Annotated in this window: 20 protein-coding genes; 13 read left to right on the forward strand and 7 right to left on the reverse strand. The window is 66.6% G+C overall.

The genetic code is table 11. From position 1 onward, the window contains the following. The first annotated feature begins 67 nt into the window (after window positions 1-67). From ABT299_RS16705 to ABT299_RS16715, 3 genes are read left to right on the forward strand one after another with little or no spacing between them, the layout of a single operon-like run. Window positions 68-823: a GntR family transcriptional regulator gene (locus ABT299_RS16705; RefSeq protein ID WP_173095400.1), complete on the forward strand. Its 756-nt coding sequence runs from the start codon at window positions 68-70 to the stop codon at window positions 821-823. Beyond that, complete coding sequence (locus tag ABT299_RS16710; RefSeq protein WP_173095399.1) at window positions 820-1254, forward strand: NUDIX domain-containing protein; 435 nt, start codon at window positions 820-822, stop codon at window positions 1252-1254. The genes ABT299_RS16705 and ABT299_RS16710 overlap by 4 nt, the downstream gene beginning before the upstream one ends. Beyond that, entirely contained in the window at window positions 1251-1682 is a 432-nt protein-coding gene (locus ABT299_RS16715; protein WP_500251308.1) for an NUDIX hydrolase, read from the forward strand. The genes ABT299_RS16710 and ABT299_RS16715 overlap by 4 nt, the downstream gene beginning before the upstream one ends. A 142-nt stretch (window positions 1683-1824) precedes the next feature. On the opposite strand, the gene ABT299_RS16720 is transcribed toward ABT299_RS16715, so the two are convergent. Both ABT299_RS16720 and ABT299_RS16725 read right to left on the reverse strand, forming a co-directional pair. Further along, a complete protein-coding gene (locus tag ABT299_RS16720; RefSeq protein ID WP_500251309.1) occupies window positions 1825-2316 on the reverse strand; it encodes an SMI1/KNR4 family protein in 492 nt (163 codons plus the stop codon). 596 nt (window positions 2317-2912) lie between these two features. Next, window positions 2913-4253 (reverse strand): hypothetical protein, encoded by a 1341-nt coding sequence (locus ABT299_RS16725; protein ID WP_500251310.1) that lies wholly within the window; start codon window positions 4251-4253, stop codon window positions 2913-2915. A gap of 251 nt (window positions 4254-4504) precedes the next feature. Here ABT299_RS16725 and ABT299_RS16730 point away from each other — a divergent pair, with 251 nt between their 5' ends. The 4 genes from ABT299_RS16730 (at window position 4505) to ABT299_RS16745 (ending at window position 9645) form a co-directional block, all read left to right on the forward strand. Next, on the forward strand, window positions 4505-6505 hold the full coding sequence (locus tag ABT299_RS16730) for an AAA family ATPase (protein ID WP_500251311.1): 2001 nt from the start codon (window positions 4505-4507) through the stop codon (window positions 6503-6505). After that, window positions 6474-7082 carry a hypothetical protein gene (locus ABT299_RS16735; RefSeq protein ID WP_500251312.1) on the forward strand — a complete coding sequence of 203 codons (609 nt, stop codon included), beginning with the start codon at window positions 6474-6476 and terminating at the stop codon, window positions 7080-7082. The genes ABT299_RS16730 and ABT299_RS16735 overlap by 32 nt, the downstream gene beginning before the upstream one ends. Window positions 7083-7098: 16 nt before the next feature. Then, window positions 7099-8166 carry a hypothetical protein gene (locus ABT299_RS16740; RefSeq protein ID WP_500251313.1) on the forward strand — a complete coding sequence of 356 codons (1068 nt, stop codon included), beginning with the start codon at window positions 7099-7101 and terminating at the stop codon, window positions 8164-8166. Window positions 8167-9048: 882 nt separating this feature from the next. Next, entirely contained in the window at window positions 9049-9645 is a 597-nt protein-coding gene (locus ABT299_RS16745; RefSeq protein WP_500251314.1) for a GNAT family N-acetyltransferase, read from the forward strand. On the opposite strand, the gene ABT299_RS16750 is transcribed toward ABT299_RS16745, so the two are convergent. Then, on the reverse strand, window positions 9642-10808 hold the full coding sequence (locus ABT299_RS16750) for a glycosyltransferase 87 family protein (protein WP_500251315.1): 1167 nt from the start codon (window positions 10806-10808) through the stop codon (window positions 9642-9644). The two genes, ABT299_RS16745 and ABT299_RS16750, sit on opposite strands and share 4 nt — an antisense overlap. Window positions 10809-10941: 133 nt before the next feature. On the opposite strand from ABT299_RS16750, the gene ABT299_RS16755 reads away from it, so the two are divergent. After that, entirely contained in the window at window positions 10942-12069 is a 1128-nt protein-coding gene (locus ABT299_RS16755) for a sensor histidine kinase (RefSeq protein ID WP_500251316.1), read from the forward strand. Further along, a complete protein-coding gene (locus ABT299_RS16760) occupies window positions 12066-12713 on the forward strand; it encodes a response regulator (protein WP_500251317.1) in 648 nt (215 codons plus the stop codon). The genes ABT299_RS16755 and ABT299_RS16760 overlap by 4 nt, the downstream gene beginning before the upstream one ends. Before the next feature lie 38 nt (window positions 12714-12751). On the opposite strand, the gene ABT299_RS16765 is transcribed toward ABT299_RS16760, so the two are convergent. After that, a complete protein-coding gene (locus ABT299_RS16765; RefSeq protein WP_190859560.1) occupies window positions 12752-13135 on the reverse strand; it encodes a MarR family transcriptional regulator in 384 nt (127 codons plus the stop codon). Window positions 13136-13237: 102 nt separating this feature from the next. On the opposite strand from ABT299_RS16765, the gene ABT299_RS16770 reads away from it, so the two are divergent. Beyond that, window positions 13238-14689: an MFS transporter gene (locus ABT299_RS16770; protein WP_500251318.1), complete on the forward strand. Its 1452-nt coding sequence runs from the start codon at window positions 13238-13240 to the stop codon at window positions 14687-14689. Window positions 14690-14771: 82 nt separating this feature from the next. On the opposite strand, the gene ABT299_RS16775 is transcribed toward ABT299_RS16770, so the two are convergent. Both ABT299_RS16775 and ABT299_RS16780 read right to left on the reverse strand, forming a co-directional pair. Beyond that, a complete protein-coding gene (locus ABT299_RS16775) occupies window positions 14772-17351 on the reverse strand; it encodes a VIT domain-containing protein (RefSeq protein WP_500251319.1) in 2580 nt (859 codons plus the stop codon). Further along, on the reverse strand, window positions 17348-18289 hold the full coding sequence (locus ABT299_RS16780) for a MerR family transcriptional regulator (protein WP_500251320.1): 942 nt from the start codon (window positions 18287-18289) through the stop codon (window positions 17348-17350). The genes ABT299_RS16775 and ABT299_RS16780 overlap by 4 nt, the downstream gene beginning before the upstream one ends. A 294-nt stretch (window positions 18290-18583) precedes the next feature. Between ABT299_RS16780 and ABT299_RS16785 the strand changes: the two genes are divergently transcribed. After that, window positions 18584-20344, forward strand: a complete 1761-nt coding sequence (locus tag ABT299_RS16785; protein ID WP_500251321.1) for an RNA polymerase sigma factor — start codon at window positions 18584-18586, stop codon at window positions 20342-20344. Window positions 20345-20503: 159 nt separating this feature from the next. After that, window positions 20504-21694, forward strand: a complete 1191-nt coding sequence (locus tag ABT299_RS16790) for a C40 family peptidase (RefSeq protein WP_500251322.1) — start codon at window positions 20504-20506, stop codon at window positions 21692-21694. A gap of 211 nt (window positions 21695-21905) precedes the next feature. On the opposite strand, the gene ABT299_RS16795 is transcribed toward ABT299_RS16790, so the two are convergent. Continuing rightward, window positions 21906-22397: an inorganic diphosphatase gene (locus ABT299_RS16795; RefSeq protein WP_190859550.1), complete on the reverse strand. Its 492-nt coding sequence runs from the start codon at window positions 22395-22397 to the stop codon at window positions 21906-21908. A gap of 221 nt (window positions 22398-22618) precedes the next feature. On the opposite strand from ABT299_RS16795, the gene dacB reads away from it, so the two are divergent. Continuing rightward, window positions 22619-23926, forward strand: coding sequence for a D-alanyl-D-alanine carboxypeptidase/D-alanyl-D-alanine endopeptidase (gene dacB / locus ABT299_RS16800; RefSeq protein ID WP_500251323.1), 1308 nt, complete (start codon window positions 22619-22621; stop codon window positions 23924-23926). The last annotated feature ends 83 nt before the right edge of the window (window positions 23927-24009 follow it).

The raw sequence follows: 24009 nt of genomic DNA on the forward strand, positions 1-24009 counted from the left end.
AAGCGGACTCGACGACCCTGAGCGCTAGGCTTGCTGTCATAGGTCTTCGCAGCTTCGGAGGTGGCCCGTGCCGCTGCAGCACCCGAGATCGCGCTACCGGCAGGTGGCCGACGATCTCCGTGAAGCCATCGCCCGCGGGACCTACGGCCCAGGAGCTGCGCTCCCGAGCCAGCCCGAGCTGGCTCGGAAGTACGGACTCAACCAGACCTCGATCAGCCGGGCCATCGGCCTTCTCGAATCCGAAGGTCTCATCCGCACTGAACGCGGGGTTGGATCGTTCGTCCTCGACATTCCTACTGTGAAGCGAGTCCGCCGTATCCCGACTCGCGGTAACGGTTCGGGTAGTAGCTTCGCTGAGGGCATGCGCAAGGCGGGCTTGAGTCCAAAGACGGAGTTAAAGCAGGTCGAGGAAATTGACCCGCCGGACGAGGTGGCGACACGACTCGACCTGCCAGAGGGCGAGAAGACCCTCATCCGGAAGCGCCATATGTTCGCGGACGAACGCCCTGTCCAGCTGGCCGCCTCCTACATCCCGATGTCCATCGCCGGAGGCGTTGACATCGCCTTCCCTGACACGGGTCCTACCGGCCTCTACGAACGTTTGGCCGAGCGTGGTCATCGAGTAGTTCGCTTTACCGAGGAGATAGAGTCCCGACGGCCCACGGACGAAGAGGCTGACTTCCTGCGCATCAGCTCTGCGCAGCACGTCTTGGAGGTCGTACGTCTGGCCTACGACCGAGTGGGCAGTCCCCTAGAAGTCGTCGTCAACGTCTTCCCTAGCCAGTTGTGGAAGCTGACCTACGAATGGGCGGCTGAAGAGTGAAGCCCGATCCTGAACTGCCGCGGCACTCTGTCAGCGTCTCGGGGGTCGTCAGGCGCGCTGATGGGAAGATCCTCGCGATCAAGAGAGCTGACGACGGTCGATGGGTGCCGCCTGGCGGCGTCCTGGAACTGGATGAGACGCCTTACGAAGGCGTCGTCCGAGAGGTGTTTGAGGAGACGGGCGTAAAGGTCGAGCCGGAGCGGCTGACCGGCGTGTACAAGAACATGAAGCTGGGCGTCGTCTCGCTGGCCATTCTTTGCCGCCCTGTCGCCGGCGAACCTCACACCACAGACGAGGCCACGTCGGTCGCGTGGCTGCTCCCGTCAGAGGCAGTCGAAGCCATGCCCGAAGCACGGGCTATTCGGGTGACGGACGCCCTCCGAGAGGACGGCCCCTTCGTCCGCGCTCACGATGGAACCTCCCTTCTGTGAAGGCCGACAGTCGCCACTCGGTCAGCGTGGCCGGAGTCGTCGTTGACAATCAGGCCCGAGCCCTGCTGATCCAGCGCAGAGACAATGGCCACTGGGAGGCACCTGGTGGTGTCTTGGAGCTAGACGAGGACATCCTCACGGGCCTCCGCCGCGAGGTCGAGGAAGAGACCGGCCTGCAGGTGACGCCAACGGCTCTGACCGGCGTCTACAAGAACATGCCCCGCGGCATCATTGCCCTGGTCTTCCGCTGCAAGGCCGAGGCCGGCACCCTCCGAGAGTCCGACGAGACCTCCGCCTTCCGCTGGGTCACAGCCGACGAAGCCGCCGAGCTGGCCGACGAAGCCTTCGCCATCCGAGTCCAAGATGCCCTGGCCGAGCATCCGGCGGTCCCCATCCGCCAACACGACGGCACCCACGTCCTCCACTGAGGAGCTACCAGCCACAGCGCCCGTTTAGAGCGAGATCAGCGCCGGGCGGCTCCGACGGATTTACAGTCCCACCGCTGATCCGCCCCGACCTGACACTTCTCTCTCGAGCCGTCGAGCTTAGGCCCGCATTCGGCACGCCGAGTTAGCTGGCGGCAGGGACGAGCCTCTGGACGAACGATCGGAAGTCTGCCGCCAGCCAGAGTTCGGTTTCTAGATCGGCATCGATCCAGGCGACAGACGGCTCGCCCTCTCGCCCGCTTGCGCGGTAGTCCAACGCTATCCAGTAGTGCCCATCACCTGACAAGAGAACGGTTGGGGACGGCAGGCCCCACTCCTGGACCAAGTACGGGGTGTCGAAGAGAGACAAGGTGCCTTCACGGCGACCGATCCCGAACAGCTCGGCCAGGGGGACGTGAGTGGGGCTCCATGAGTTCGGCTGGTCAGTCGGGAAGGCGTTCCAAGCGTCAGCCACCGGACCACCGTTCTGGACCCTCAGGAGATCAAGCAGAGCCAGGGGAAGCCTCACCCCAAGCAGGCCCTCGGCCTCCTCGATCGCCCCCGCCACCAAGGGCGGTGGAACACCGTGGTCACCAGTCCCCCAGAACGAGGCTTTGACATCTCCGAACGGGGCCATGGGCTCGGATTCTACGTGTCCGCCGCCACGGCCGGCCGCGCTCCACCCACTGCCGTCTGTTTACAAGCAAGATCAAAGCTGTCCAGGCACGTCCCTACATGCCCCCTGACCAGCGCCGCAGCCTCCCGCACGTCCACGCCGGTCCAAGCTCATCCGACCCCGTTGTTAGCACCGCCGTTAGCACCCACACCCGTCCCGGAGGGTGCGCCCGTGCGAACGGCGAGACGCTGTGACAGACGGATTCGCGCGGGCGTGCCCTCCGGCCCGCGGGGGGCTGGGGGCCGCGAGGCCCCCGCTTCGCGCACGCACAACCGGCACAGTCGCCCTGTACGGCTTCGCGTATCAGCATGTGCCTTCGACATCCAGGCAGGAAGTTTGCAACACCGCCGCTGCCCCGCACTGAGCGGTACCTTCCCGGCACCGAGCAGAGACCTCGGCACGGATTCGGCACGGCGGCGACCCTAAAGGCCCTGGCCAGCCGCATGAGTCTCGCAGTGATGACCCCCGCAGCTCCCAACACGGCAACCGCGGGGCGATCGTAGCGCCGGCCGTAGGTGCCCGACGAACGCTGGTTGTGAAGCCGCCACCCAGCATGTTTATGAAGGATCTAGTACAACCACGCTCTCACGAAGGAAATCTGATTCAATCTTCCTACGCCGCAGTCGTCTCGCAATTCGAATCTCAGAGACCTTCCACCCAGCAAGTTCTGCGAGAGCAGACATAAGAACGTCGGCTGCAATAATAAAGGAATTTCCGCCAGAACCGTGAACGGAGTTGCCAACAATGAAAGCCAGACGACCTTGTGGCGATATCAATCCGCGACACTCATGTAGAGTCTTTAGCATGTCGTCGGCATAGCCACGAATCATCTCTTTCCGGTCAAGACTGTATCGATCTACTGGAACAGTATCGAGCACCGGAGAAATGATTGCTTCTACTTCAGATGCCAAGCCCAGAGAATCATAGAAGTAATTACGCTCGAACCTCACGCTAGGATGACTTCTTACAGTCGATAGTCGCTGATTTCGCATCTCACGGGAGGTGGAGTAACAGCCAAGGACCCAAGCTTCGGTTTTGTAGACCTCCGTATAGTCAATGTTATTTGGATAAGGGGGAGAGAAGATGATCCAATCGTATCCATCTCCGCGCACACACGATGGAGGTTGCCTGCCGTCACCTAGGTGTAGCCCAACAGAAGCATCGGTTGGCTCCGTGCAATGCAAATCCTCGATCGCCAGGCTTACCCGCTCGCCGAAAACTGCAAGAGCCGCCCGAGGAATCCTGCCGGGGACATACCGCAATGCCCGTCCATCTCGACGCAAACGACTGCAGACTTCAACACTGCTCGCCAAGCATGCACGCAAGATCGACCTAATAGTCCCTTCAGAAGACAATGAGATGCTCTCTCGAAGGGCTATCAAATCCTGCACGCTTGTTTTCGGGAAATACTTCCCATTACTTAGGGTGGCTTGATCCGGAAGTTCAAGTTTGGAGGTATCCACACGCTTGAACTCATCGAGCACTAGTTCGTAGGCAGCTTTTAGCGGTGCAGCTAGGTCAGAGCCGCCAAGTCTGGCTTCGATCTTGGCGGTTCCAAGTTCCCACAAGAAGGGGTTTCGCTCTACACCATAGACCGAACACTGAAGCGATCGCGACGCACCGTAATCAATTGCGCTGAGCAAAGTTGTAGCGCTACCTGAGAACGGATCAAAGACCCTAAGCGCGTTTCCTGAAGGCGCACCAAAGTCCTTCATGATGTGATCGAAAAGAGAGGCTGAGTAAGCTTCTTTCAGATGGAACCATCTGTGGAAGGGACACAAGGAGTTACCGTTAGGCACGACGAGGCCCGCGTAAACTTCCGTCTCTTCACAGACACTCCAACCCTCCTGGAGCATCGTGTAGTGATTCACCAGGTCATCAACATCAGCCTGCGACATCCACACCCTTTCTCGTAGTTGGCTCCTGCACGTGATGGCGAGCCAGCCACAAGGACCCTATCGACGAAGACCACATGTGGCCAGAAGCGAAGCATCTCAAGGGCGCATCCTACGGAAAGATCGATCCGCAAGGCGAGCGAACAGCCAAAGTGGCGTGTCCAGCCGGTTGACCATCCGGAGATCACACCTCTCTCAAGCCTCTGGTTGAGTGGTAGCCTTGCGGCTACTCTAGGTCTAGACTCAATCAGCACATGATCTTGACGGGGAGGGACAGCCAGATAATGCAGTTTCCTTTGGTGCAAAGAGTCAAGCTGTCAAACTTTAGCCTTTATCGAAATAAAACTGAGAATATAGTTGAACTGGGTGAAGGTGTTTTTTGTCTAGTCGGGGCCAACGGCCTTGGGAAATCAACTTTCCTGTCCATAATTAACTATGGAATCACAGGCATTGTTGCGTCGTCACGTCAAAAGATCCTCTCGCTGTCGGAGTACTATAGACACAGTCTCCCCTATGCAGCCGAGTACTTCACAGGAAGGATTAATCAAAGAGATCGAGAAATCGCCGAAGTGACGCTCGACTTCTCTGTCGGCGATTACAACTACACCGTGACTCGCGGGTTCTTCGATCCCGCGAGTCTCCGGCGGCTTGTTGTCTCCGGGCCGGGGGTCGACGTGGACAAGACCGTCGATTTCGAAGACAATGCAGCTGGTTCCGAACTTCACGACCACTACAAGACTCTGATACTTGAGCACACTGGACTCGCCCAATTTGAGCAGCTAGTTTTTCTTCAGCATTTTTTGCTTACGTTCGATGAACGTCGCCACCTCCTGTTTTGGGATGCCGAAGTTGCACGATTCGCTCTATACCTTGTTTTTGGCCTCGACGCCGCTAAGGCAAATCAGGCAAGCGAGTGGCAGCGTAAGGCTGACAAGCTTGAGTCTCAAGCAAGGAACGCTCAGTATCAGGCAACGGCGGCCCGCGACCGAAAAGCCCGGCTGATAAACCAATCAGACGTCGCGTTCGAGGCCGACACAGACCTGGAAGACCAGCATGAATTGCTTGAGAACAACCAAGACATCCTAGAGCAGCAGGTTGCCGAGAAGGCCGCTCAAGAAAAAGACGCGCGTCTCGCAGTCAGCACCGCAGTGGCGAGCCACCACGCGCTCTCCGTGGAGTACAACCGTCTGTTCGGGCAACGGCTAAACCCAGGCCTGTCTCCTTCGCATCATCCCCTAGTAGCCCGACTGCTAAGTTCGGCGGAGTGCGGCGTTTGTGGCAGTTCCGGGGTTGACACCGCGGAAATTCAGGGACTAGTGGACTCTGAAGTGTGTCCACTATGCCGTACTGCAATAGAAGCGAAGTCCGACAATGATGCCGGCTTTGAGCGCCTAGAAGCTCTTGATGAGCAACTTCTCCGATCGCAAAGTTTTGTCGAGGAGAAGCAGGCCACCCTTGAGCGTGTTTCTTCGGAGCTCAGTAACATCCGGCAGGAGTACCTGCTCGTTTCGGAACAACTAGCGCGGTTCGAAGAAGATAACTCGCTATACCTTTCTCGAAGAACTGCATTTGAAGCAAGCGCCAACGTTCGCGCGATGATACAGCAATGCGAAACAGAACAAAGCGAAGCGACACGTCGACGCGATGACTTCCGTCGCCGCAGGGACGAATACAAGGCTCTTCTAGAGCCACTCCAGCGCGAGCTTGCTGAAACTTATGCGCTGGCTGAAAGGGACTTCGTCCCAAGATTTCAGTCTTTGGCTCATGCATTCCTCGGCTTGGATCTGACCCTTGTCCTAGAGCAGAGAGCCCGCGGTCCGCAGCTCGTCGTTTCTATCGACGGCAACGAGAGGCGGGAATCTGATCAGCTGTCAGAGAGCCAGCGCTACTTTATCGATATCGCTCTGCGCATGGCTCTTTCTGAATTTATGGTTCCCGATGATTCACCAGCTTGCCTGTACATCGATACTCCTGAGGGGTCGCTTGATATCGCCTACGAACGGCGTGCTGGCGAGATGTTCGGCCGATTCGTAACACGTGGTAATCGGCTACTGATGACAGCGAACCTGAATTCGAGTCGACTCGTTCTTGAACTCGCAGGCACTTGCCGGCGTCAGCTTATGCACGTAGAACGGATGACGACTTGGGCCGTCCTATCCGAGGTTCAGGCCGATGCGGAGGATCTTTTTGATGAATCATTTCACGCAATCGAGGACTGCCTGAATGGCGGAGGCCACGGTGGTCGTCAACCCTGATGCTTCTTTCGACGCTCTGTACGTCCTCCACGAGTTGGCTCAAGGTGGTCAGTCCCTGAGTCTTGTAGAGATTCATGTATTTCTGTATCTCGCGTGCATCCTTGGGCTATATGATGGGCGGGCGGTCTCTAAGTGGGGCTACTCTTTCGTAGCGACACCTGACGCGTCTCCATTCAGTATGGATTTGCTCACAGCCGTGCGCTCTCTCACCGGTAGTGGGCTAATAGAGGCAGCCGACGACTTCATGACTGTAACCGAGGACGGTCAAGCCGAATTGGGTCGGTGGGAGCGTCTATCACGATTCAAGCAGCGTATCCCATACCTTCGTGGTTCGACGGGGGCAGCCATTGCTCTACCCCTTCAGTCTGTCACTGATGGCATTCAGTTGGAACCACAACTGCACAATGCAGAGCTATTTAGACACTCACGACACCTTCTGGATGAGGCCGGAGTTTCACAGATCTATCAGCATTTCCAAATCTTGGAGCGCAGTTTTGGCCAGGACGTTCCAGACTACATGCTTCCAGCTGTTGTGTGGTTGAGTTTTTTGCTTGAGCAAGACAACGAACGTTCGTGACTGGCGGAGGCCCAGGGTGAAGGATTTGGAACGCCTTGCTGAGATGGCCCAGAATCACTATTTCGCTGTGATTGCCAGAGACCTTGGTGGTCCTGGTGCGAAGGCGCTACGGCAGTTCCTGCCGCGCCTCAAAGAAGTACATAACGCGATTGACTACGAGTCGATTAGCGAATCCCTCACCGTTTTCTTCCAGACAGCACCGGAATCACGCGCTTATCCGGTCGACCCATATTTGATTGACGAAGCTAGCGAACTCTCTCTTCATAACGCGGGCACAATAACAATAGAAGCCCTTCCTGACGGGAGTTACAAAGTGTGGAAGGAGATTCTGCCTCTAGATTCGATAGCAGATGGTTCGATCGTATATCGATATGAACCATCCTCCGGTGAACGCATATGGGTTGACGGTGTCGAGGGCGAGATTCCCGAGTCAATGGCGTACACGAGAATTTTTGGCCTATCCCGCTTTCGTGACCTTGCTCATTGTTTGCATCACTATGCTGTAAAACTGGCCCGGTCAAGCGAGTGCCGCGTTCTCGCCTCAGCTTGGCGTGAGGAGGGGCGGGTAATGTGGGTTTCGAAACCCGAGGAGATAATGAGATTTTCTCTTTATCAACATCTCAAGAGCAGCCTGCGGGACGGAAACCCAGACATTACCCAAGAAACGCCTGTTGATGACAGAAATCCGGTCGACATCACCGTGAAATGGGCAGACTCCAATCGGATCGTGGTTATTGAGATAAAGTGGCTTGGCAAGAGCGGCTCATTGAATCCTTCAAAAATGACGAAGGAGTGGAGTGAACAGAGAGCCAGGGACGGCTTGGTGCAGCTTGCTGACTATCTCGACAGGACGAGGGATCGTGCTGGTACCTACGATCGACGTGGCTTTCTAGTAGTCTTTGACGCGCGAAGGGCAATGGTCAAGGCTGAGACTTTGGAAGTAACCAGGGAGCACGGTATGCACTTCCAGGACGCGCATATTGAGTTTCAGCCGGAGTTGCTGGCCCGGCATGACATCGCCGATCCTGTTCGGTGCTTCTGTGAACCGAATTTCAGCGCTGGCAGTAGTCCCAGCCGTCGTTAGTCTGTCGTCGAACTACTGATCGTAGTCGCTGACAGCCAATTAGGCGGACGGGCGGGCCGGCGCGGCGGGACCGGACCGGAGAGGCCGCATGCCCGGCGCGCCGGGGCGGGCGGCCGCCGGCGACCGCGTAGCGGGCGCCCTTGAGGGCGTGGCGATAGTCCTCACCAGAGATCCCTGGGGGTTCGAGGTTGGAGGTCTGTGGTCGCATCGGCGGACGGCGGCACTGCGTTCCCGGCGGCTCCCCACGGTCGCGTGGCGCGCGATGAGCGGCTGCCGGCCAGCATGCGAGCGCGCCGGGTGGAGTGTCTAACTGAGTGACAGTCGTGGCGGACGTTGGTGGCCCGTTGGGTACCGGTGCGCGGGAGCGGGAGCTGGGCCTTCACTGGGTGATCTTGGCTTACAAGCGAGGAGTCAGCGGTTCGACGCCGTCATGAGCGCCCGGTCTGTGGAGTCGGCAGTCTGCGACTGACTCGCTGCCTGACGACGGGGACGTTCAGCGGCGGATGTTGACGTACGTGGATGGCAGGTCTCGGCGACTCAGATCCGTGCCCCATGCTTGTTGAAGCTCGCTCGTAATGAATAGGTCGTCGGTTCGATTCCGACAGGCGGCTCCGCTCAAAGGCCCCTTGCGATCACCGCAAGGGGCCTTTTGCCGTCAGCGGTGTCTACACGGCTTCGTGCACGACCCGCACGAACGCGTCCGCCGCGCCCCCTCGCTGATCTGGCGGTCTGGCGAGCAGGTCCGGTCGTGGTCGCGGTACCGGCTCGGGTCCGGTCGCCTTCAAGGGCGCTTCGCGGTTGACGGCGGCTGCCGCGCGCCTTACGGGGCGCCGTACAGCCTCGCAGCCGTCCTGCCCCTGTCCGCCCGGTATCGTCCCGTCTGTGGACGATGCGGGGATCGAGGTCTTCCAAGCCGAGCAGTCGAACAGCTTCAGCCGGGTGACTCTGCGCCACCTCGCCAGCGATGATCAGGACGAATTCCTCGGCTTGGTGAACGCCAGCGCGGATCTGCATCGCCCATGGGTGTCTCTGCCGTCCACGCCAGAGCAGTATCAGGGGTACCTAGCGCGGTACGCGCAGCCCGATGAAGAGTCGGTGTTGATCTGCGTGCGCGGCAGTGGAGCCATCGCCGGTGTGGTCAACATCAACAGCATCATTCGGGGACGGTTCCAGTCCGCGTCCATCGCCTACGCGGCCTTTGCTTCTACTGCCGGCCAGGGCTACATGACCGAAGGGCTCACGCTGGTGGTGCGCTACGCCTTCGAGCAATTGCAGCTTCACCGGCTCGAAGCCCAGATCCAGCCCGACAACCATGCCTCCCTCAAGTTGGTTCGGAAAGTCGGCTTCCGCTATGAGGGCTGCTCTCCCGAGCTGCTGTACATCGATGGCGCCTGGCGCGACCACGAAAGATGGGCGATCACCAACACCATGATCGACATCAGGCCGACACCTCCGCATGCGACGCTGCCAGAGCGCTAGAGCATGAGTTTCGCGGGGCTTCCGTCCACGGCCGATGAAGGGCGCCTCACCGAGACCGAAGTGGCACCACGAGTGTCGTGTTCGTGGCGTAGACGGATGGCCATGTGGGCGAGGAAGTACAGGCCGGCGATGAGGTAGCAGTTGGCTACCGGTGTCAGGAGATGCAGGCCGTATTCGCGTGGGTCTCCGTTGTGGGGTGTCCACCACAAGGGGGACAGGACGAAGATGGCGCAGCCGGCCAAGGCCGTCTTCCGGCACCCGTCGCGGAGGAGGACGGCCAGGGCCGGGACGACCCACACCCAGTGGTGCGCCCAGGAAATCGGGGAGACGAGCAGGCCGGTCATGCCCGTGATCGCGGTGGCGCTCAGCCAGTCGCCGCGCCTTGCCCAGAGTGCGGCGATCGCGAGACCGCAAACGCCGATGGTCAATGGAATAGCGGTGTACCAGCTGCCTATCTCGGCTGTGCCATGGAGAGCGCGGGCCAACGCGCCATAGGGTGACTGGTTGCTGATATACGTGACGCCGACGCGCGACGTGTCGAAGAAGGTGTGCAGCCAATAGGTGCGGGACGCGTCGGGTGCGATCGCGTAGGCGAGCAAGGTGCAGACGGCGAAAGCAGCAAGGGCCGTAACGGCGTCCTTGGTCCTTCTCGTGAGCAGTAGCAGGACGATGAAGATGGCCGGTGTCAATTTGACCGCGGTGGCGATGCCTATGCCGATCCCGGCTGGACGGCCGAGGGCCGCCCGGTGCATGTCCGCGAGGACGAGGGCCAAGAGGAAGAGGTTGACCTGGCCGAGGAAGAAGGAGTGCCGGACGGGTTCCAGAAGCAGGCCGGCGGCGACGGCCGCGACGAGCGGCGGACGGCGGTCGGCCAGTTTCGCGGTCAGGGAGCAGGCCCAGATGAAGGCCGCGAACGCGGCCGATTGCCACAGCATCCGGGCAAGGGTGAGCGGCAATGCGGCGAGAGGTGCGAACAACGCCGCCATGAAGGGGGTGTTGGTGAACCAGAGGCCGGCGATTCGCTCATGGTAGAGGCGGGAGCCGTCCGTGACGACGTGCCCGCCCAGCCAATAGATGCGGAAATCGAGCGAGTCGTACATCGCGGAGAAGAGCGCGATTCCCAGAATTTCTAAGGCCAGTAAGAACGACGCCCAGCGTTTCATGGAAACAACGGTGCCGACGGTGCGGCGGCCCGGCATCGGCCCGTCGGACACATTTATCGCCGCCGCTCACAGCCTGGAGGATTACGCCTGCGGGCCAATGTGCGGGCGGGTGGCCGAAGGTTACGATCGGCGCATGTCAGCCCTGCCGCGGCGTCGAGCGCGCCGAGTCGCCGGGACGGTCCTAGCCTGGTGCGGGGCCGCCCTCTATCCAGGCGTCCTGTTCATGACGGTCTCCCCGCCGAGGTTCCCCGGCGAGGCGGCCGTGCTTCTGTCGGCCGGTCTCACGGCGCTGGTCATGGCCTTGCTGAGGCGCCGTCCGCTGGCGGCCCACGGGATCCTGCTCTTCGCCTGGATCGTCGCCCTCATGCAGACGCGGAGCGGGACGATCGCCGGGCTGGAGATACTGCTCACCGATCTCGCGGCCGGTTACATCGCGGCGGCACGCGAGCGAAGGATCTCGGTCCCCGTCGCCGCCGTCACCTGTGTGCTGCAGGTCCTGTCCGTCCTCGCGTGGCTGTCCGCGGACGCGGTGCTCCACGTCACCGTCGTCTTGGCGATGGCCGTGACGTGGATGACGGGGAACTCCATCCGTGCGCGGCGCGCGCACACGGAGATGCTCCGCGAGCAGGCCACGGCGCAGGCCGTCGCGGCCGAGCGGCTCGGGATCGCCCGGGAGTTGCATGACATGGTCGCGCACAGCATCGGCATCATCGCGATCCAGGCCGGCGTGGGCGGACGGGTGATCGGCACGCAGCCGGTGGAGGCGCGTAACGCGCTCGACGCGATCGAGGCGACCAGCCGCGACACCCTGTCCGGTCTCCGCAGGATGCTCACCGCCCTTCGCAGGGACGACCCGGGCGCCGCACCGCTCGGTCCCGCCCCCGGCCTGGCCGATCTCGGCCGCCTGGCCGCGGCGACGATGGACGCGGGCGTCGAGGTCGAGGTCCGCAGGGTGGGAGAGCCGCGGCCGCTCCCGCCGGACGTCGACCTCTCCGCCTACCGGATCGTCCAGGAGGCGGTCACGAACGTCGTCCGCCATGCGGACACCGACCGCTGCCGGGTGACGATCGACTACCGGGACGAGGAGGTGGCCGTCGAGATCGACGACGACGGCAGCGGCGGCCTGATCGGTACCGGCTACGGCATCATCGGGATGCGGGAGCGGGTCGTGCTGCTGCGCGGCGATTTCACCGCCGGTCCGCGCCCCGGCGGCGGGTTCCGGGTGGCGGCGAAGCTCCCCCTGCCGGCGGCGGTGGCATGACGATCCGCATCGTGCTGGCGGACGACCAGCCGCTGATCCGCACCGGCCTGCGCGTCCTCATGGCCGACACCCCCGACATGGAGATCGTCGGCGAGGCCGGGACGGGCGCCGAGGCGGTCGCGCTGGTGGACGAGACCCGCCCTGACGTCGTGGTGATGGACATCCGTATGCCCGACATGGACGGAATCGAGGCGACCCGGCGGATCAGGACGGCGCACGTCCTGATGCTGACCACCTTCGACGACGACGAGTACGTCTACGGCTCGCTCAGGGCGGGCGCCAGCGGGTTCCTCGTCAAGGACATGGCGCTGGAGGAGATCCTGGCGGCCATCCGCGTCGTCGCGAACGGGGAGGCCCTGATCGCGCCGAGCGTCACCAAGAAGCTGATCGAGGAGTTCGCGGCGCGGCCGGAACCGGCACCGAAGCCGCCGCGCCCCGCCGACGGCGTCACCGAGCGCGAGCGCGAGGTCCTCACCCTGGTCGGGCGCGGCCTGTCCAACCAGGAGATCGCGGCGGAACTGGTCATCAGCGTGGCGACGGCCAAGGCGCACGTGGCGCGGCTGCTCGCCAAGCTCGGTGCGCGCGACCGCGTCCAGCTCGTCATCATCGCCTACGAGCTGGGTCTGGTCAGGCCGTCCGGCTGAGGCGGCCTGGGGCTTCCGGCCTTCGCTCGCCGGGCGCGTCAGGACACGGGGACGGGCAGGTGCCTGGCGAGGACATCGATGTGGGTCTTGTGCGCCTCGGCGTGCCGCGCGCGGCCGGCCTCGGTCACGGCGACGAACACGCCGCGGCGGTCCGACTCGCACATCACGCGCTCGACCAGGCCGTGCTTCTCCAGCCGGGCGACCGTCCGTGACAGCGCGCTCTGGCTGAGATACATCGCCGCGGCGATCTCCTGCATACGGCGCTTCTCACAGTCGGCCTCGACGAGCCTGTCGAGCGTCTCGAACTCGCTCATGCTCAGGCCGTGCGCCTCCTGCAGCGAGCGATCGAGGTCGCAGGCGACCGTGTTGTAGCACGTCGCCAGCGAACGCCACCGGCCCACCAGGGCCGTCTCCGACTCCATGCCGCGCATCTTAGCATGCACGCGCATCAGATGCACCCGCATTAAGTTCGCACGAAATTTATGCTTGGACATTGAATGCATGTGCATGTATCGTCCTCCGACGTGACTCTCACCGACACCTCACCCGCCTCCGCCGTCCGCGGCCCGGCCGCCGCGAGCGCGCCGGCCGAGCAGGCCTGGACTCCCCGGCTGTGGGGCGTCCTCGCGGTGCTGTGCGCCGTGCTGTTCCTCGACGGACTCGACGTCTCGATGGTCGGCGTCGCGCTCCCCTCGATCGGGACCGAGCTCGGCCTGTCCACCACGTCCCTGCAGTGGATCGTCAACGGCTACGTGCTCGGCTACGGCAGCCTGCTGCTGCTCGGCGGACGCACGGCCGACCTTCTCGGCCGCCGCCGGGTCTTCCTCATCGCGCTCGCCGTGTTCGCCGCCGCCTCGCTGGTGGGCGGCCTGGTGAGCGAGGGGACGCTGCTCATCGTCACCCGCTTCGTCAAGGGCCTGGCCGCCGCGTTCACCGCGCCGACCGCCCTGTCCATCCTGACCACCACCTTCCACGAGGGACCCGCGCGCAACCGGGCGCTGTCGGTGTTCTCGGTCTTCGGCGCGAGCGGCTACTCCTCCGGGCTGATCCTCGGCGGGCTGCTCACCAGCTTCGGCTGGCGCTGGACGTTCTTGACCCCCGTTCCCCTCGCCCTGGTCGCGCTGGCCGCGGGCATCGCCCTGATCCCGCGGGACAAGGCCGCGGCGGACGGCGGTCACGACCTCGTCGGCGCCGTCACGCTGACCGGCGGCATGCTCCTCGCCGTCTACACCGTCGTCTCGGCGCCGGACCGCGGCTGGCTCGACCCGGTCACGCTCGGCTCCGTGGCGCTCGCCGCCGCCCTGCTGATCGGCTTCGTCGTCACCGAGAACAAGGTGCGGCACCCGCTGATCCGGCTCGGCATCCTGCGGATCGGCACCATCGTCCGCGCCAACCTCAGCATCGTCGCGCTCTTCGGCTCGTACCTGAGCTTCCAGTTCATGATGACCCTGTACCTGCAGGACGTCCTGCACTGGTCGCCGCTCAAGATGGCCATGGCGCTGCTGCCCGCCGGGCTCATCGTGGCGTTCGGCTCCCCGTTCGTCGGCCGGCTGATCGACCGCTACGGGACGCCGCGGCTGATCATCAGCTCCATGACGTCGCTGAGCCTCGGGTACGTGTGGTTCCTGGCCACCGCCGGGAACACCCCGCACTACGCGTTCACGATCCTGCCGACGATGCTCCTGCTGGGCGGCGGCTTCGCGTTCGGCTTCAGCTCGATCATGGCGCAGGCGACCGACGGCATCGACGACTCCGAACAGGGCCTGGCCTCCGGCCTGGTCCAGACGTCCGGCCAGGTCGGCGCGGCTCTGGTCCTCGCCGTGGTGACCGCGCTGGTCGCGGGCGGCACGGCCGGGGGAGGCGGCGGCTTCGCCGAGTTCCACCCGGGCGTCAACCTGGTCAGCGGCGTCGCGGTGGTCGGCCTGGCGCTGAACCTGATCCCGCTGCTCCGCATCACGCGCGCCAAGCGCGCCTGACCTCTCCGTCCCCGGTTGCACGCCGGGCCCCAGGGGCGGCCTCCCGACCGGGAGGCCGCCCCTTCGTCGTCCGCAGGTGGGATCACCGGCCTCGCTTCCAGAAGGGGCGGCGGGTCGGCGGGCGGACGGGCTCGCCGGTGAACTCGCCGAGGGTCTGGAGCACGCGGGTCCAGAGGTCGTCGACCTCGCGCTTCGGGCTCGTCGGGACGATGCGGAGCAGGGCTTGGCGGAGCGTCTCCAGCGTTCGGAGGGGCTCGGCGTCCGGCGCGAAATGCGCACCCATGCGTTCGACGACCGACGTCAGCGCCGGAAGCGCCTCGTGCTGCAGGCGGCCGATGCGGTGGGCGGTGTCGGACGGGGCCCCGCGCAGCGACTCCAGCAGGCGTGCCAGTTCCCGCTTGTAGGCATCGAGGTCGGGCGTCGAGGGCTGCTGGGGTGAGCCGTAGCCGGAAGGCGTGCCGGTGTCGCCGGCCGGCGGCACGGGGGGCGCGGTGTCCCGGAGGAAGTCGGGCAGGTCGAGGTCGTCGTGATCGTCGAAGGCGTCCGGGGGCACCGGGGCGGCCGGCGGCGCGGGCGGACCACCGGGAGCCGGGGCACCGCCGCCGGCGGGGCGCCTGCTCCGGGGTGCGCTGCCGGGCGCGGCCGGACCGGCCGGCGAAGGGGCGGCGCTCGGACGCGGAGGTCCGCCGGGGGCCGGTGGCGCGAAGCTGGGCCGCGCCGGAGCCGCGCCCTCGAGCTGCTCGAACGGCGGGGCCATCAGGGGGCTCGCCGATCCGTACACCGCGGGGGCGGGTGCGGAGGCGGCCCAGCCGTCCGGCATCTCGACGGGCTGGACGACCTGGTGCGGCGCGGCGGAGTCGGTCACGACCCGGCTGTCGACGGCGACGAAGGCCGTGAAGCGGCACAGCACCCCGAACCGCAGCGAGGTCTCGACGATGCGCTCTTCGAGGTCGGGGGGCCCACCGACGGTGTAGCGGTCCTCGAGGTCGCGGAGGTGGGCGCGTGCCCAGATCGCCGTGGCGGCGGGGTTCCGGGCGATGGTGCCGGGCGCCTGCTGCCGCCAGGCGGTGCCGTCGGACGCGGTGCCCTCAACGGTGATCGATCCGGCGGTCGCGCCGCGGAACCGCCCCGCGATCACGAGCGGCACTCCCGGGAAGAGGGCGCCCAGCCGGGCGGGCGCCACCGAGTCGGGGACGATCTCCAGGCCCTCGGCCCGCAGGGAGAGGCCGGTGGCGACGGGCGCGCCGATGCGGTGGTGGATCTCGTCCATGGCCTCGTCGAGACGGTCCTCGGACTCGACCAGCTCGCAGCGGCCCTGGCCGATCGAGGCCAGCCGGTTCAGGAAGCCCGCGTTCACGGCGCGGTCGATGCCGACGGTGTGGACGCGCACGCCCCGCAGCCGCCGCGCCAGGCGCGCGAGGATCTGGTCCTCGTTGCCGACCTGCCCATCGGTGATGAGGACCAGCACCCGGTCGCGCTTGGAGCGGGCGAAGAGGCCGCATGCCTCGTCGAGGGGGGCGAGCATCTCGGTGCCGCCGCGGGCGTCCAGCGCGGCCAGGTGCTCGACGGCGCGGAACCGGTTGCGGTCCGTGCCGGCGGTCAGCCCCGAGCCGAGGCCGCGCGGGCGCTCGACGACGCTGTCGAAGGACAGGACGGCGAACCGGTCCTCGTCGCGGAGCGTGTCGACGATCCGCGCGGCGGCCCGCCGGGCGGCGACCATCTTCCAGCCGCTCATGCTGCCCGAACGGTCGAGGACGAGCACCACATCGCGGGGGCTCGGCCGGGCGTCGCCCGAGGGAAGGACCGTCAGGCTGAAAGTGCCCTCGTCGCCGCTCTCGTCCGGTACCAGCGACAGCGCCGCGCTCTCTTGCGGCGCGAAGCCCAGGCGCAGGATGAAGTCGCGGTCGAGGCGCTCGCCGGGATGGAGCCGGACCGTGGTGCGGTCGCCGCCGCTCTCCTCGGTCACCACGTGCAGAGCCGAGTGGATCTCGGTGAGCGGCAGTCCGGACGGGTCGATGTCGGCGCTGATCGCGAGCCGGACCGGGTTGGGGAACCCCGGCAGCAGGACCGGCGGGCTGATCCGGGACGCGTCCGGCACCGCTTCGGTGTCCTCGGCCACTCCGTCGCCCGCGGCCTCGTCGTCCAGCGGCGTTCCCGGGATGTAGCGGGGGGCGACGACGAGCGGGAAGCGGAACGTCGCCGTGGAGGACGATTCGTGCGGCAGCGGCTGGGTGAGCCCCAGCCGGATCGTCACCCGCTCGCCCGGGAGGATGTTGCCCACCTGCATGGTGAACACGTCCGGGCGGTCCTCCTCGGCGATGGCCGCGCGCTGCCCCGCCGCTATGGCGGCGCTGTAGTCCTGGCGGGCCTGGCCCCGTTCCTTCAACGTCCCCTCGATGACCCGGTCGTCCGCCTCCATGCGCAGCGCGGTCACGGCGGCGCGGTCGGGCAGCGGGAAGATGTAGGTCGCCTCCAGGGGCACGTCGAACGGGTTGTGGAACCCCTGGACGACCTCGACGCCGGCGGCGAGGCCGGTGATCGCGGCGTGCACGTCGAGGGAGTCGAGCGGAAGGTTGCCCCGGTCGGTGGCCAGGGCGCCGAGCCCGCCGCCGGGTTCCGCGGGCGCGTCGGTCTCGGGCAGGGGGAGTATGCGAACGGTCATTGCGGCCTCCGGGGAGGATCGGCGGGCGGGCGAGCGGAGTCTGCGGGGGAGGCGATGAGCCCCCGCGCGGCCAGCTCGTCGAGCAGCGGCCGCGCTGCGGTCTCGATGGCGCGGAGGTCGTCGGCGCTGAGCGAGCCGGCCTCCAGCAGGAGGGTGAGGTCGGGGGCGAGGCGGACGCCTTGCACGACGGGTAGGACCGGACGGGCATAGTCCGCCGCCACAGTGGCTCGGCCGAACGACATGTCGGGGCGAGCGCTCCAGAAGCGCCCTCTGGCCCGCGCTTCCCCGTCGGCCTGCTGCGCGTCATGCGATTGCTGTGCGCTGGCCGATTGCCGTGCGTCGTCCGTTTGCCGACCGCTGTCGGCCTGCTGTGCGCCGTCGGCGGGCGGTGCGGTTTCCGCGGACGCTGCGCGCGGGGTCGCGGTGTCGTTGGTCGGGGCGGCTTCGGGGCGCGGCCGGGTCGGCTGCCGCACAGAACCGGCCGTCTCCGTGTCGGCTGCTTCTACGTCAGCTGCTTCTGTAGCTGCTGCTTCTGCGTCATCCGCTTCCGTGTCGGGTGCCGAACCGACCGCGGTCGCTCCGGCGGCCGGGGACGGCATTTCCGCTGCGGAATCCATGGCGCCGGGCGGGAGGGCGGCGATGCGTTCGAGAGTGGCGTCGGTCGCCGCGGCGAGTTCGAGTTGGATCTCGGCGATCGAGCGGCCCGCCGCCTGGCGCCGCTTGACCGCGACCAGTTGGAGAAGGTGCCGCGGGCCGTAGAGCGCGGTGCGACCGCGCCGGCCGGCGGGCGGGTCGACCAGCCCGATGGTGGTGTACCAGCGGATCAGCCGCTCGTTGGGCAGGTCGCGCACCCGGCCGTTGACCTGCGCGGATTCGCCGGCGGCGAGCACCGCGACGGCGCGCTCGGCCAGCTCTCCGATGGTCCAGGTGACGTCCATGGCTCGATGATGACACTGTCACGATGACAGTGTCAAATACGCGGGCCCGGTAGCGGGCGCGCCCCCGGCCGCCGGTCGGGCGGGAGGTGGGAGACCGGACGAATCCCCGCTAAAACGGCCAAATGCAACACTCGGGAAAAGCATCTAAAAATGCGGAAGAATTGAGCGGTGTCACCGAGTTCGATCTCTTGAAATTGCCAGTAAAGCCCTACGGGAGGCTTTACCTTTTCTGGTATGAACGACCATCTCCTGGTCGAGGCGCTGCGCGGGCGCGACGTCGGCGCCCCGGCCGCCATGTACGCGGCCTACGCCGATCGGCTCTACGCCTACTGCTGGTTCCAGTTGCGGGAGCGGGACGCCGCGCAGGTCGCGCTGCGGGACGCGTTCGTCGTCGCCGAGGCGCACATCGGCAAGCTGCGCGATCCGGACCGGTTCGGGCCGTGGCTGTACGCCATCGCGCGGCTGGAGTGCGCCCGGCGGTCGCCGGTGCGGCAGCATCCGCCCGACCTGCCGGTCGCCAGCCACGACCAGGAGGACGTCGATCAGCGGATCACCGCCTGGGAGGCCGTGGCGTCGCTTCGGGCCGTTTCCAGGGAAGTCCTTGAGCTACGGGTCCGGCACCAGATGTCCATTCCGGATCTGGCGGCCATTCTCGATGTCCCGAGCAAGGAGGCCGAGGCGGTCCTGGAGCGCGCGCACGCCGAACTCGAAGCGGCGTTGACGGCGGAGATCCTGGTGAAGCAGGGTCCGTACGGTTGCGCGGAACGTGCTCGGCTGCTGCGGCAGCGGCACGGTGACCTCACCGGGGAACTGAGCGAGCGGCTCTTGGCGCACGCCCAGGAATGCTCAGCCTGCGGCCCGTTCCGGCCGCGCAGCGTATCGGCGGCCAAGGTGTACGGGCTGCTCCCGGACGCGGACCCGCCCGAGGATCTGCGGCTCCGGGTGATGAGCTGCTTCATGGATTCCGAACTCGTCGGCTACCGGTTGTTCGTGGCCACCCGCGTCACCGAGTTCACTTCGGCCGGGTTTCCTGTGCAGTCGGGGCAGGCCGCCGGCCAGGGCCGGGTGCCTCGTCCCAGAAGGCGGCTCTTCCTGCGAAGGCGGCCGAAGGGTGAGCGCAGTGCGTTACCGCCGGACGGGCTGGCCGCGCAGGCCGCCCGGGCCTTCGCCGTACTCGTGATGGTGGCGGTCCTGTTCAGCGGTGGGATCGCCGCCGTGCGCGGGTTGTTCGGCCAGGCGGAGGACACCGGGCGGGCGGGCGCTCTGACTGGACCCCGGCCCAGTGCGGTTCCAGGTCTTTCCCACAGTCCGATGGCTGACGGCCGTCCGGGCGCAGGCCGCGATGGTGTCGTCGACGCCGCGCCGGTTTCGGCCACCTTTCCATTGGGCTCGTTAGGTTCCTCCGCGCCGCCCACCGCCCTGTACCCGTCGCCCCCCGCGCCGGCGCAGGGAGGCCCTCTGCCTTCACCGGCGAAACCGCCGAGCGTCCTCGTGGTGTCCCCGCTGTACCTGGACCTTGCTGGAGGCTCGGACGGCTCAGTGGAGCTGCAGGCCACAGGAGGACCCGTGGCGTGGAGCGCCAAGACCTGGGGTGCGCTCCGACTGAGCAGGTCCTCCGGGAGACTGGAGGCCGGCCAGACCGTCTCCGTCTCCGTGCATGTGTCCCGCCGCTCGCGTGCGCGGGGAGAGGGCGGCATTTCGTTCCAGCCGGGCGGAACCGAGGTGTGCGTCACCTGGCGTGCCGATACTCCAAGTACGCCTGGCGGTGGCTCGAATCCCACCCCGCCTCCGACGGGCCCCGGTACGGGCGCCCCGTCCACTCCGCCGGAGACGGACCGGCCGGGTGATCCGCCGACGTCGTCCGACCCGAGCCCGCCGCCCTCGTCGGCGCCGCCGGAGTCGGACCCGCCGCCGTCGTCCGATCCGCCACCCTCGGGCGGGGAAGCCCCGCCTTCGGGCGGGGAACCGGATCCGCCTCCGCCGTCGGACCCGCCCGCCTCTTCGTCGGCGTCCGGCGCACCGTCCGCCTCGAACGGAAGCACGACGCCCGCGTGACGGACGTTCCGATTGTTGCCCGTCTCAACTACGCTTCGTAGGTGATCATTTGCGCTAAGTAAAACGCGCCAGGGGGAGGACGTGTTCATGGGACCGAGCGCAGTAGAGCCTCGCCGTCGCGGAACGGTGTCCTCCGCCAGGAACGCGACCCTTCGCTTGATGGTGTTCTCCGCCGGGATGGCGGTCGGCATGAGCTGGCTGACCCCGCCGGTGTCGGCCCGTACCGCGCCGCGCGCCGCGGGCAAGCCGGTTCCGAGCGCGCACGACGTCGAGAAGAGCCGGCAGCTGGTGAAGGACCGCGCCGCGGCCATCGGCCGGACGAAAGCCGAGCTCGCGCAGGCGGACGGGGAGCTGGACAGGCTGAACGCCGCGGCCGAGGCGGCGGTGGAACGCTACAACGGGGAGCGGGTCAAGCTGGAACGGTCCCAGCAGGCCTACCGTGACACGCAGCAGCGGCTGACCGAGGCGGCCCGCAGGGTGGGCGAGGCCCAGGACCAGCTGGCGTCGTTCGCCGCCCGCGTGTACCAGGACAACACCGGCTACGACCGGGTCTCCTCCGCGATCTCCGGCAGGGGCGGCCCGCAGGGCTTCATGGACCGGGCGGGGATGGTGGACGTCCTGGCCGAGCAGCGGACCGCGATGGTCCGCCGGGTCGAGGCGTCCAAGACCGTCGCGGACGTGTTCCGGCGGCAGGCGCAGGCCGCGCTCCAAGGGCAGATGGCCGCGACCAAGAGCGCGGAAGTAGCGAAGGCGCAGGCTCAGGCGGCGGTCGCGGCGCAACAGGCGTCCATCCGGCGGATCGCCGACCGCAAGCGCGCGCTGGAGAAGCGGCTCGGCGCGGCCCAAGCGCGCGCGGAGCGACTCGCGCGCGAGCGGGAACGGGCGCTCGAAGCACGCGCGGATCGCAAGGCGCGGGCCGGCCTGGAAACGGCGAACGTCGTCCGGCGCGGTGCGACCGTGGCGCGAGCGGCGCTCGAATGGCTCGGCACCCCGTACTCCTGGGGCGGAGGGACGTACGACGGCCCCAGCCTAGGAGTCGACCGGGGGGCGGGCACTCTCGGCTTCGACTGCTCGGGCCTGGCCATGTACGCGTGGAGCAAGGCGGGCATCCGGCTCGACCACTGGACGGGCACTCAGTGGACGTCGGGCCCGCACATCCCCGTCCGCAGGCTCCGCCCCGGGGATCTGGTGTTCTTCGCCACCGACACCTCGAACCCCGACACCATCCACCACGTGGGCGTCTACATCGGCGGTGGCCGGATGGTGGAGGCGCCCTACACGGGCGCGCGCGTGCGCATCTCCAGCATCCACCGGAGCGATCTGATCGGAGCCACCCGTCCTGCGGGCTGAGCATGGCGCCGCATGGCACGGGCAGGTGACCGCACATGGCCCGCGCAGGGGCGAACGCTCTCTGCGCGGAAGCGAGAGCCCTTCCATACGGTCACCCGTACGGAAGGGCTCTACGCGAATCCTGGGGCGCGTACGGCGGGGAGCGGATCTACGCCGTCGCGCGGCTTCCGGATCCGGTCCTTGTGGGGGACCGGGAGTGCCCGGACGCTGCTCAGTGACCGCCCTTTTCGGCCTCGCGCTTGCGGGACCGCTCGATCTCGGCCTCGGCCTCGACGCGTCCCGCCCAGCTGGCGCCCTCGACGGACTTGCCGGGCTCCAGGTCCTTGTAGACCTCGAAGAAGTGCTGGATCTCCAGCCGGTCGAACTCGGGGACGTGGTGGATGTCGCGCAGGTGCTCCATGCGCGGGTCCGTCGCGGGCACGCACAGGACCTTGTCGTCACCACCGGCCTCGTCCGTCATCCGGAACATCCCCACCGCGCGGCAGCGGATGAGGCACCCGGGGAACGTCGGCTCCTGGAGCAGCACCAGCGCGTCCAGAGGGTCGCCGTCCTCGCCCAGCGTGTTCTCGATGAACCCGTAGTCGGCCGGGTACTGCGTCGAGGTGAACAGCATGCGGTCGAGCCGGATGCGGCCGGTCTCGTGGTCCACCTCGTACTTGTTCCGCTGGCCCTTGGGGATCTCAATGGTGACGTCGAAATCCAAGATGTCCTCCGCTCCCTGCGCGGTCGCAGTGAATAGTCTTTCGGGGGTCTGTGCGGGCGAGGCCGACCCCCACAGGGGTGAGTTCCCTTATATAAGGATGTCGCACGTTGGTGAGTGCTGAGTGGGAGAGGGGCGGTCACGTGCCTGCACGCGGTCGTGCCCTCGCCGTACTGTCGCTGTCCCTCCTTAACGTTTTCGTCGTCGGCGCGGGGCTGGCAGTGGTGAAACTCACACCCGACCGGCACCTGTCCCCGCAGCCGCCGGGCGTCGCGGCGCGCGATCTGGTGCGGTCGTCGGCCCGGATCCCCGCCGCCGATCCCGCCGGGGGGCGCGCGCCGAACCCCCAGGCCCTGTCGGGCCGGCTGGCGGCGCTCATCGGCGGCCCGAAGGCGAAGATCAACGCCGTGGTCGTGGACGCGGAGACCGGCCGTACGCTGTTCGCGCAGCGCGGGGACCAGCCCGCCACCCCCGCCTCCACGACCAAGCTGGCGACGACCGTCGCCGCACTGGCCACCGTCGGTCCTTCGCACCGGATCACCACCCAGGTCGTGCGCGGTACCGGCGGCGGGATCGTCCTCGTCGGAGGCGGGGATCCTACCTTGACGGCCCTTCCCTCGCGCGCGGACGAGGGCCACCCGCCTTACGCATCGCTGCTGGACCTCGCGAAGCAGACCGCCACCGCGCTCAAGGCGTCGGGTGTGACGCGGGTGCGCGTGGACTACGACGCCTCGGCGTACCAGGGGCCGCGTACAGCGGCCGGGTGGAAGCCGAACTATCTGCCGGAAGGCGAGTTGGCGCCGGTCACCGCCCTGACCGTGGACGAGGGACGCGTCTCCCCGGCGGACCCGACCAAGCGCGCGCGGGTGTCGGACCCGCCGGCAGCGGCCGCGAGCATCTTCGCGAGCCTCCTGACCAGAAACGGGGTGGCGGCCAAGGCGGGGCGTAGGACCGTCGCGCAGAAGGGGGCGCAGCGCCTGGGCGCGGTCCAGTCCCCGCCGCTCTCCGCGCTGATCGAGCATCTGCTGACCGAGAGCGACAACGACGTGGCCGAGGCGGTGGCCCGGCAGGTGGCCATGAAGCTCGGGCGTCCGGCCACGTTCGTGGACGGGGCGCAGGCGGTGCGGCAGACGCTCGCAAGGCTCGGCGTCACGCAGGGCGTGTCGGTCAACGACGGCAGCGGCCTGTCGCCGCGCAACCGCATCACGCCGCTCGCGCTCGCCCGCATCGTCGCCCTCGCGGCGAACCCCGCGCACCCGCAGCTGCGTTCGGTCATCACCGGCCTGCCCATAGCGGGGTTCTCGGGCACCTTGAGACCGCCGCGCTACACGCTCGCCACCAGCCAGGCCGCCGCGGGCGTCGTGCGCGCGAAGACGGGCACGCTGGCCGGGGTCAGCACCCTGGCCGGCCTCACCTACGACGCCGACGGCCGGCTGCTGACGTTCGCGTTCATGGCGGGCGACGGGAAGGGGCCGGTGGATCCGGGCAAGCTCGACCAGCTCGCGGCCGCCGTCGCCACCTGCGGCTGCTGAGGCGCGGCCGCCCGCGGCCGCTGATCGTCCGCACCTGCGGGCGCCCGCCGGAGTGTGGGCGGGGCCGTACGGGAGATAACCAG

The organism is Spirillospora sp. NPDC000708 (assembly GCF_040299565.1).
Lineage (GTDB): Bacteria > Actinomycetota > Actinomycetes > Streptosporangiales > Streptosporangiaceae > Spirillospora.

What these genes read in the sequence shown, in the direction of transcription:
- ABT299_RS16725 (WP_500251310.1), bottom strand. Translation starts at nt 4,253, where the DNA reads ATGTCGCAGGCTGATGTTGATGACCTGGTGAATCACTACACGATGCTC.
- ABT299_RS16765 (WP_190859560.1), bottom strand. Translation starts at nt 13,135, where the DNA reads ATGGAGTCGGAGACGGCCCTGGTGGGCCGGTGGCGTTCGCTGGCGACG.
- ABT299_RS16775 (WP_500251319.1), bottom strand. Translation starts at nt 17,351, where the DNA reads ATGACCGTTCGCATACTCCCCCTGCCCGAGACCGACGCGCCCGCGGAA.
- ABT299_RS16755 (WP_500251316.1), top strand. Translation starts at nt 10,942, where the DNA reads ATGTCAGCCCTGCCGCGGCGTCGAGCGCGCCGAGTCGCCGGGACGGTC.
- ABT299_RS16760 (WP_500251317.1), top strand. Translation starts at nt 12,066, where the DNA reads ATGACGATCCGCATCGTGCTGGCGGACGACCAGCCGCTGATCCGCACC.
- ABT299_RS16735 (WP_500251312.1), top strand. Translation starts at nt 6,474, where the DNA reads ATGGCGGAGGCCACGGTGGTCGTCAACCCTGATGCTTCTTTCGACGCT.
- ABT299_RS16720 (WP_500251309.1), bottom strand. Translation starts at nt 2,316, where the DNA reads ATGGCCCCGTTCGGAGATGTCAAAGCCTCGTTCTGGGGGACTGGTGAC.
- ABT299_RS16780 (WP_500251320.1), bottom strand. Translation starts at nt 18,289, where the DNA reads ATGGACGTCACCTGGACCATCGGAGAGCTGGCCGAGCGCGCCGTCGCG.
- ABT299_RS16790 (WP_500251322.1), top strand. Translation starts at nt 20,504, where the DNA reads ATGGTGTTCTCCGCCGGGATGGCGGTCGGCATGAGCTGGCTGACCCCG.
- ABT299_RS16785 (WP_500251321.1), top strand. Translation starts at nt 18,584, where the DNA reads ATGTACGCGGCCTACGCCGATCGGCTCTACGCCTACTGCTGGTTCCAG.
- ABT299_RS16730 (WP_500251311.1), top strand. Translation starts at nt 4,505, where the DNA reads ATGATCTTGACGGGGAGGGACAGCCAGATAATGCAGTTTCCTTTGGTG.
- ABT299_RS16750 (WP_500251315.1), bottom strand. Translation starts at nt 10,808, where the DNA reads ATGAAACGCTGGGCGTCGTTCTTACTGGCCTTAGAAATTCTGGGAATC.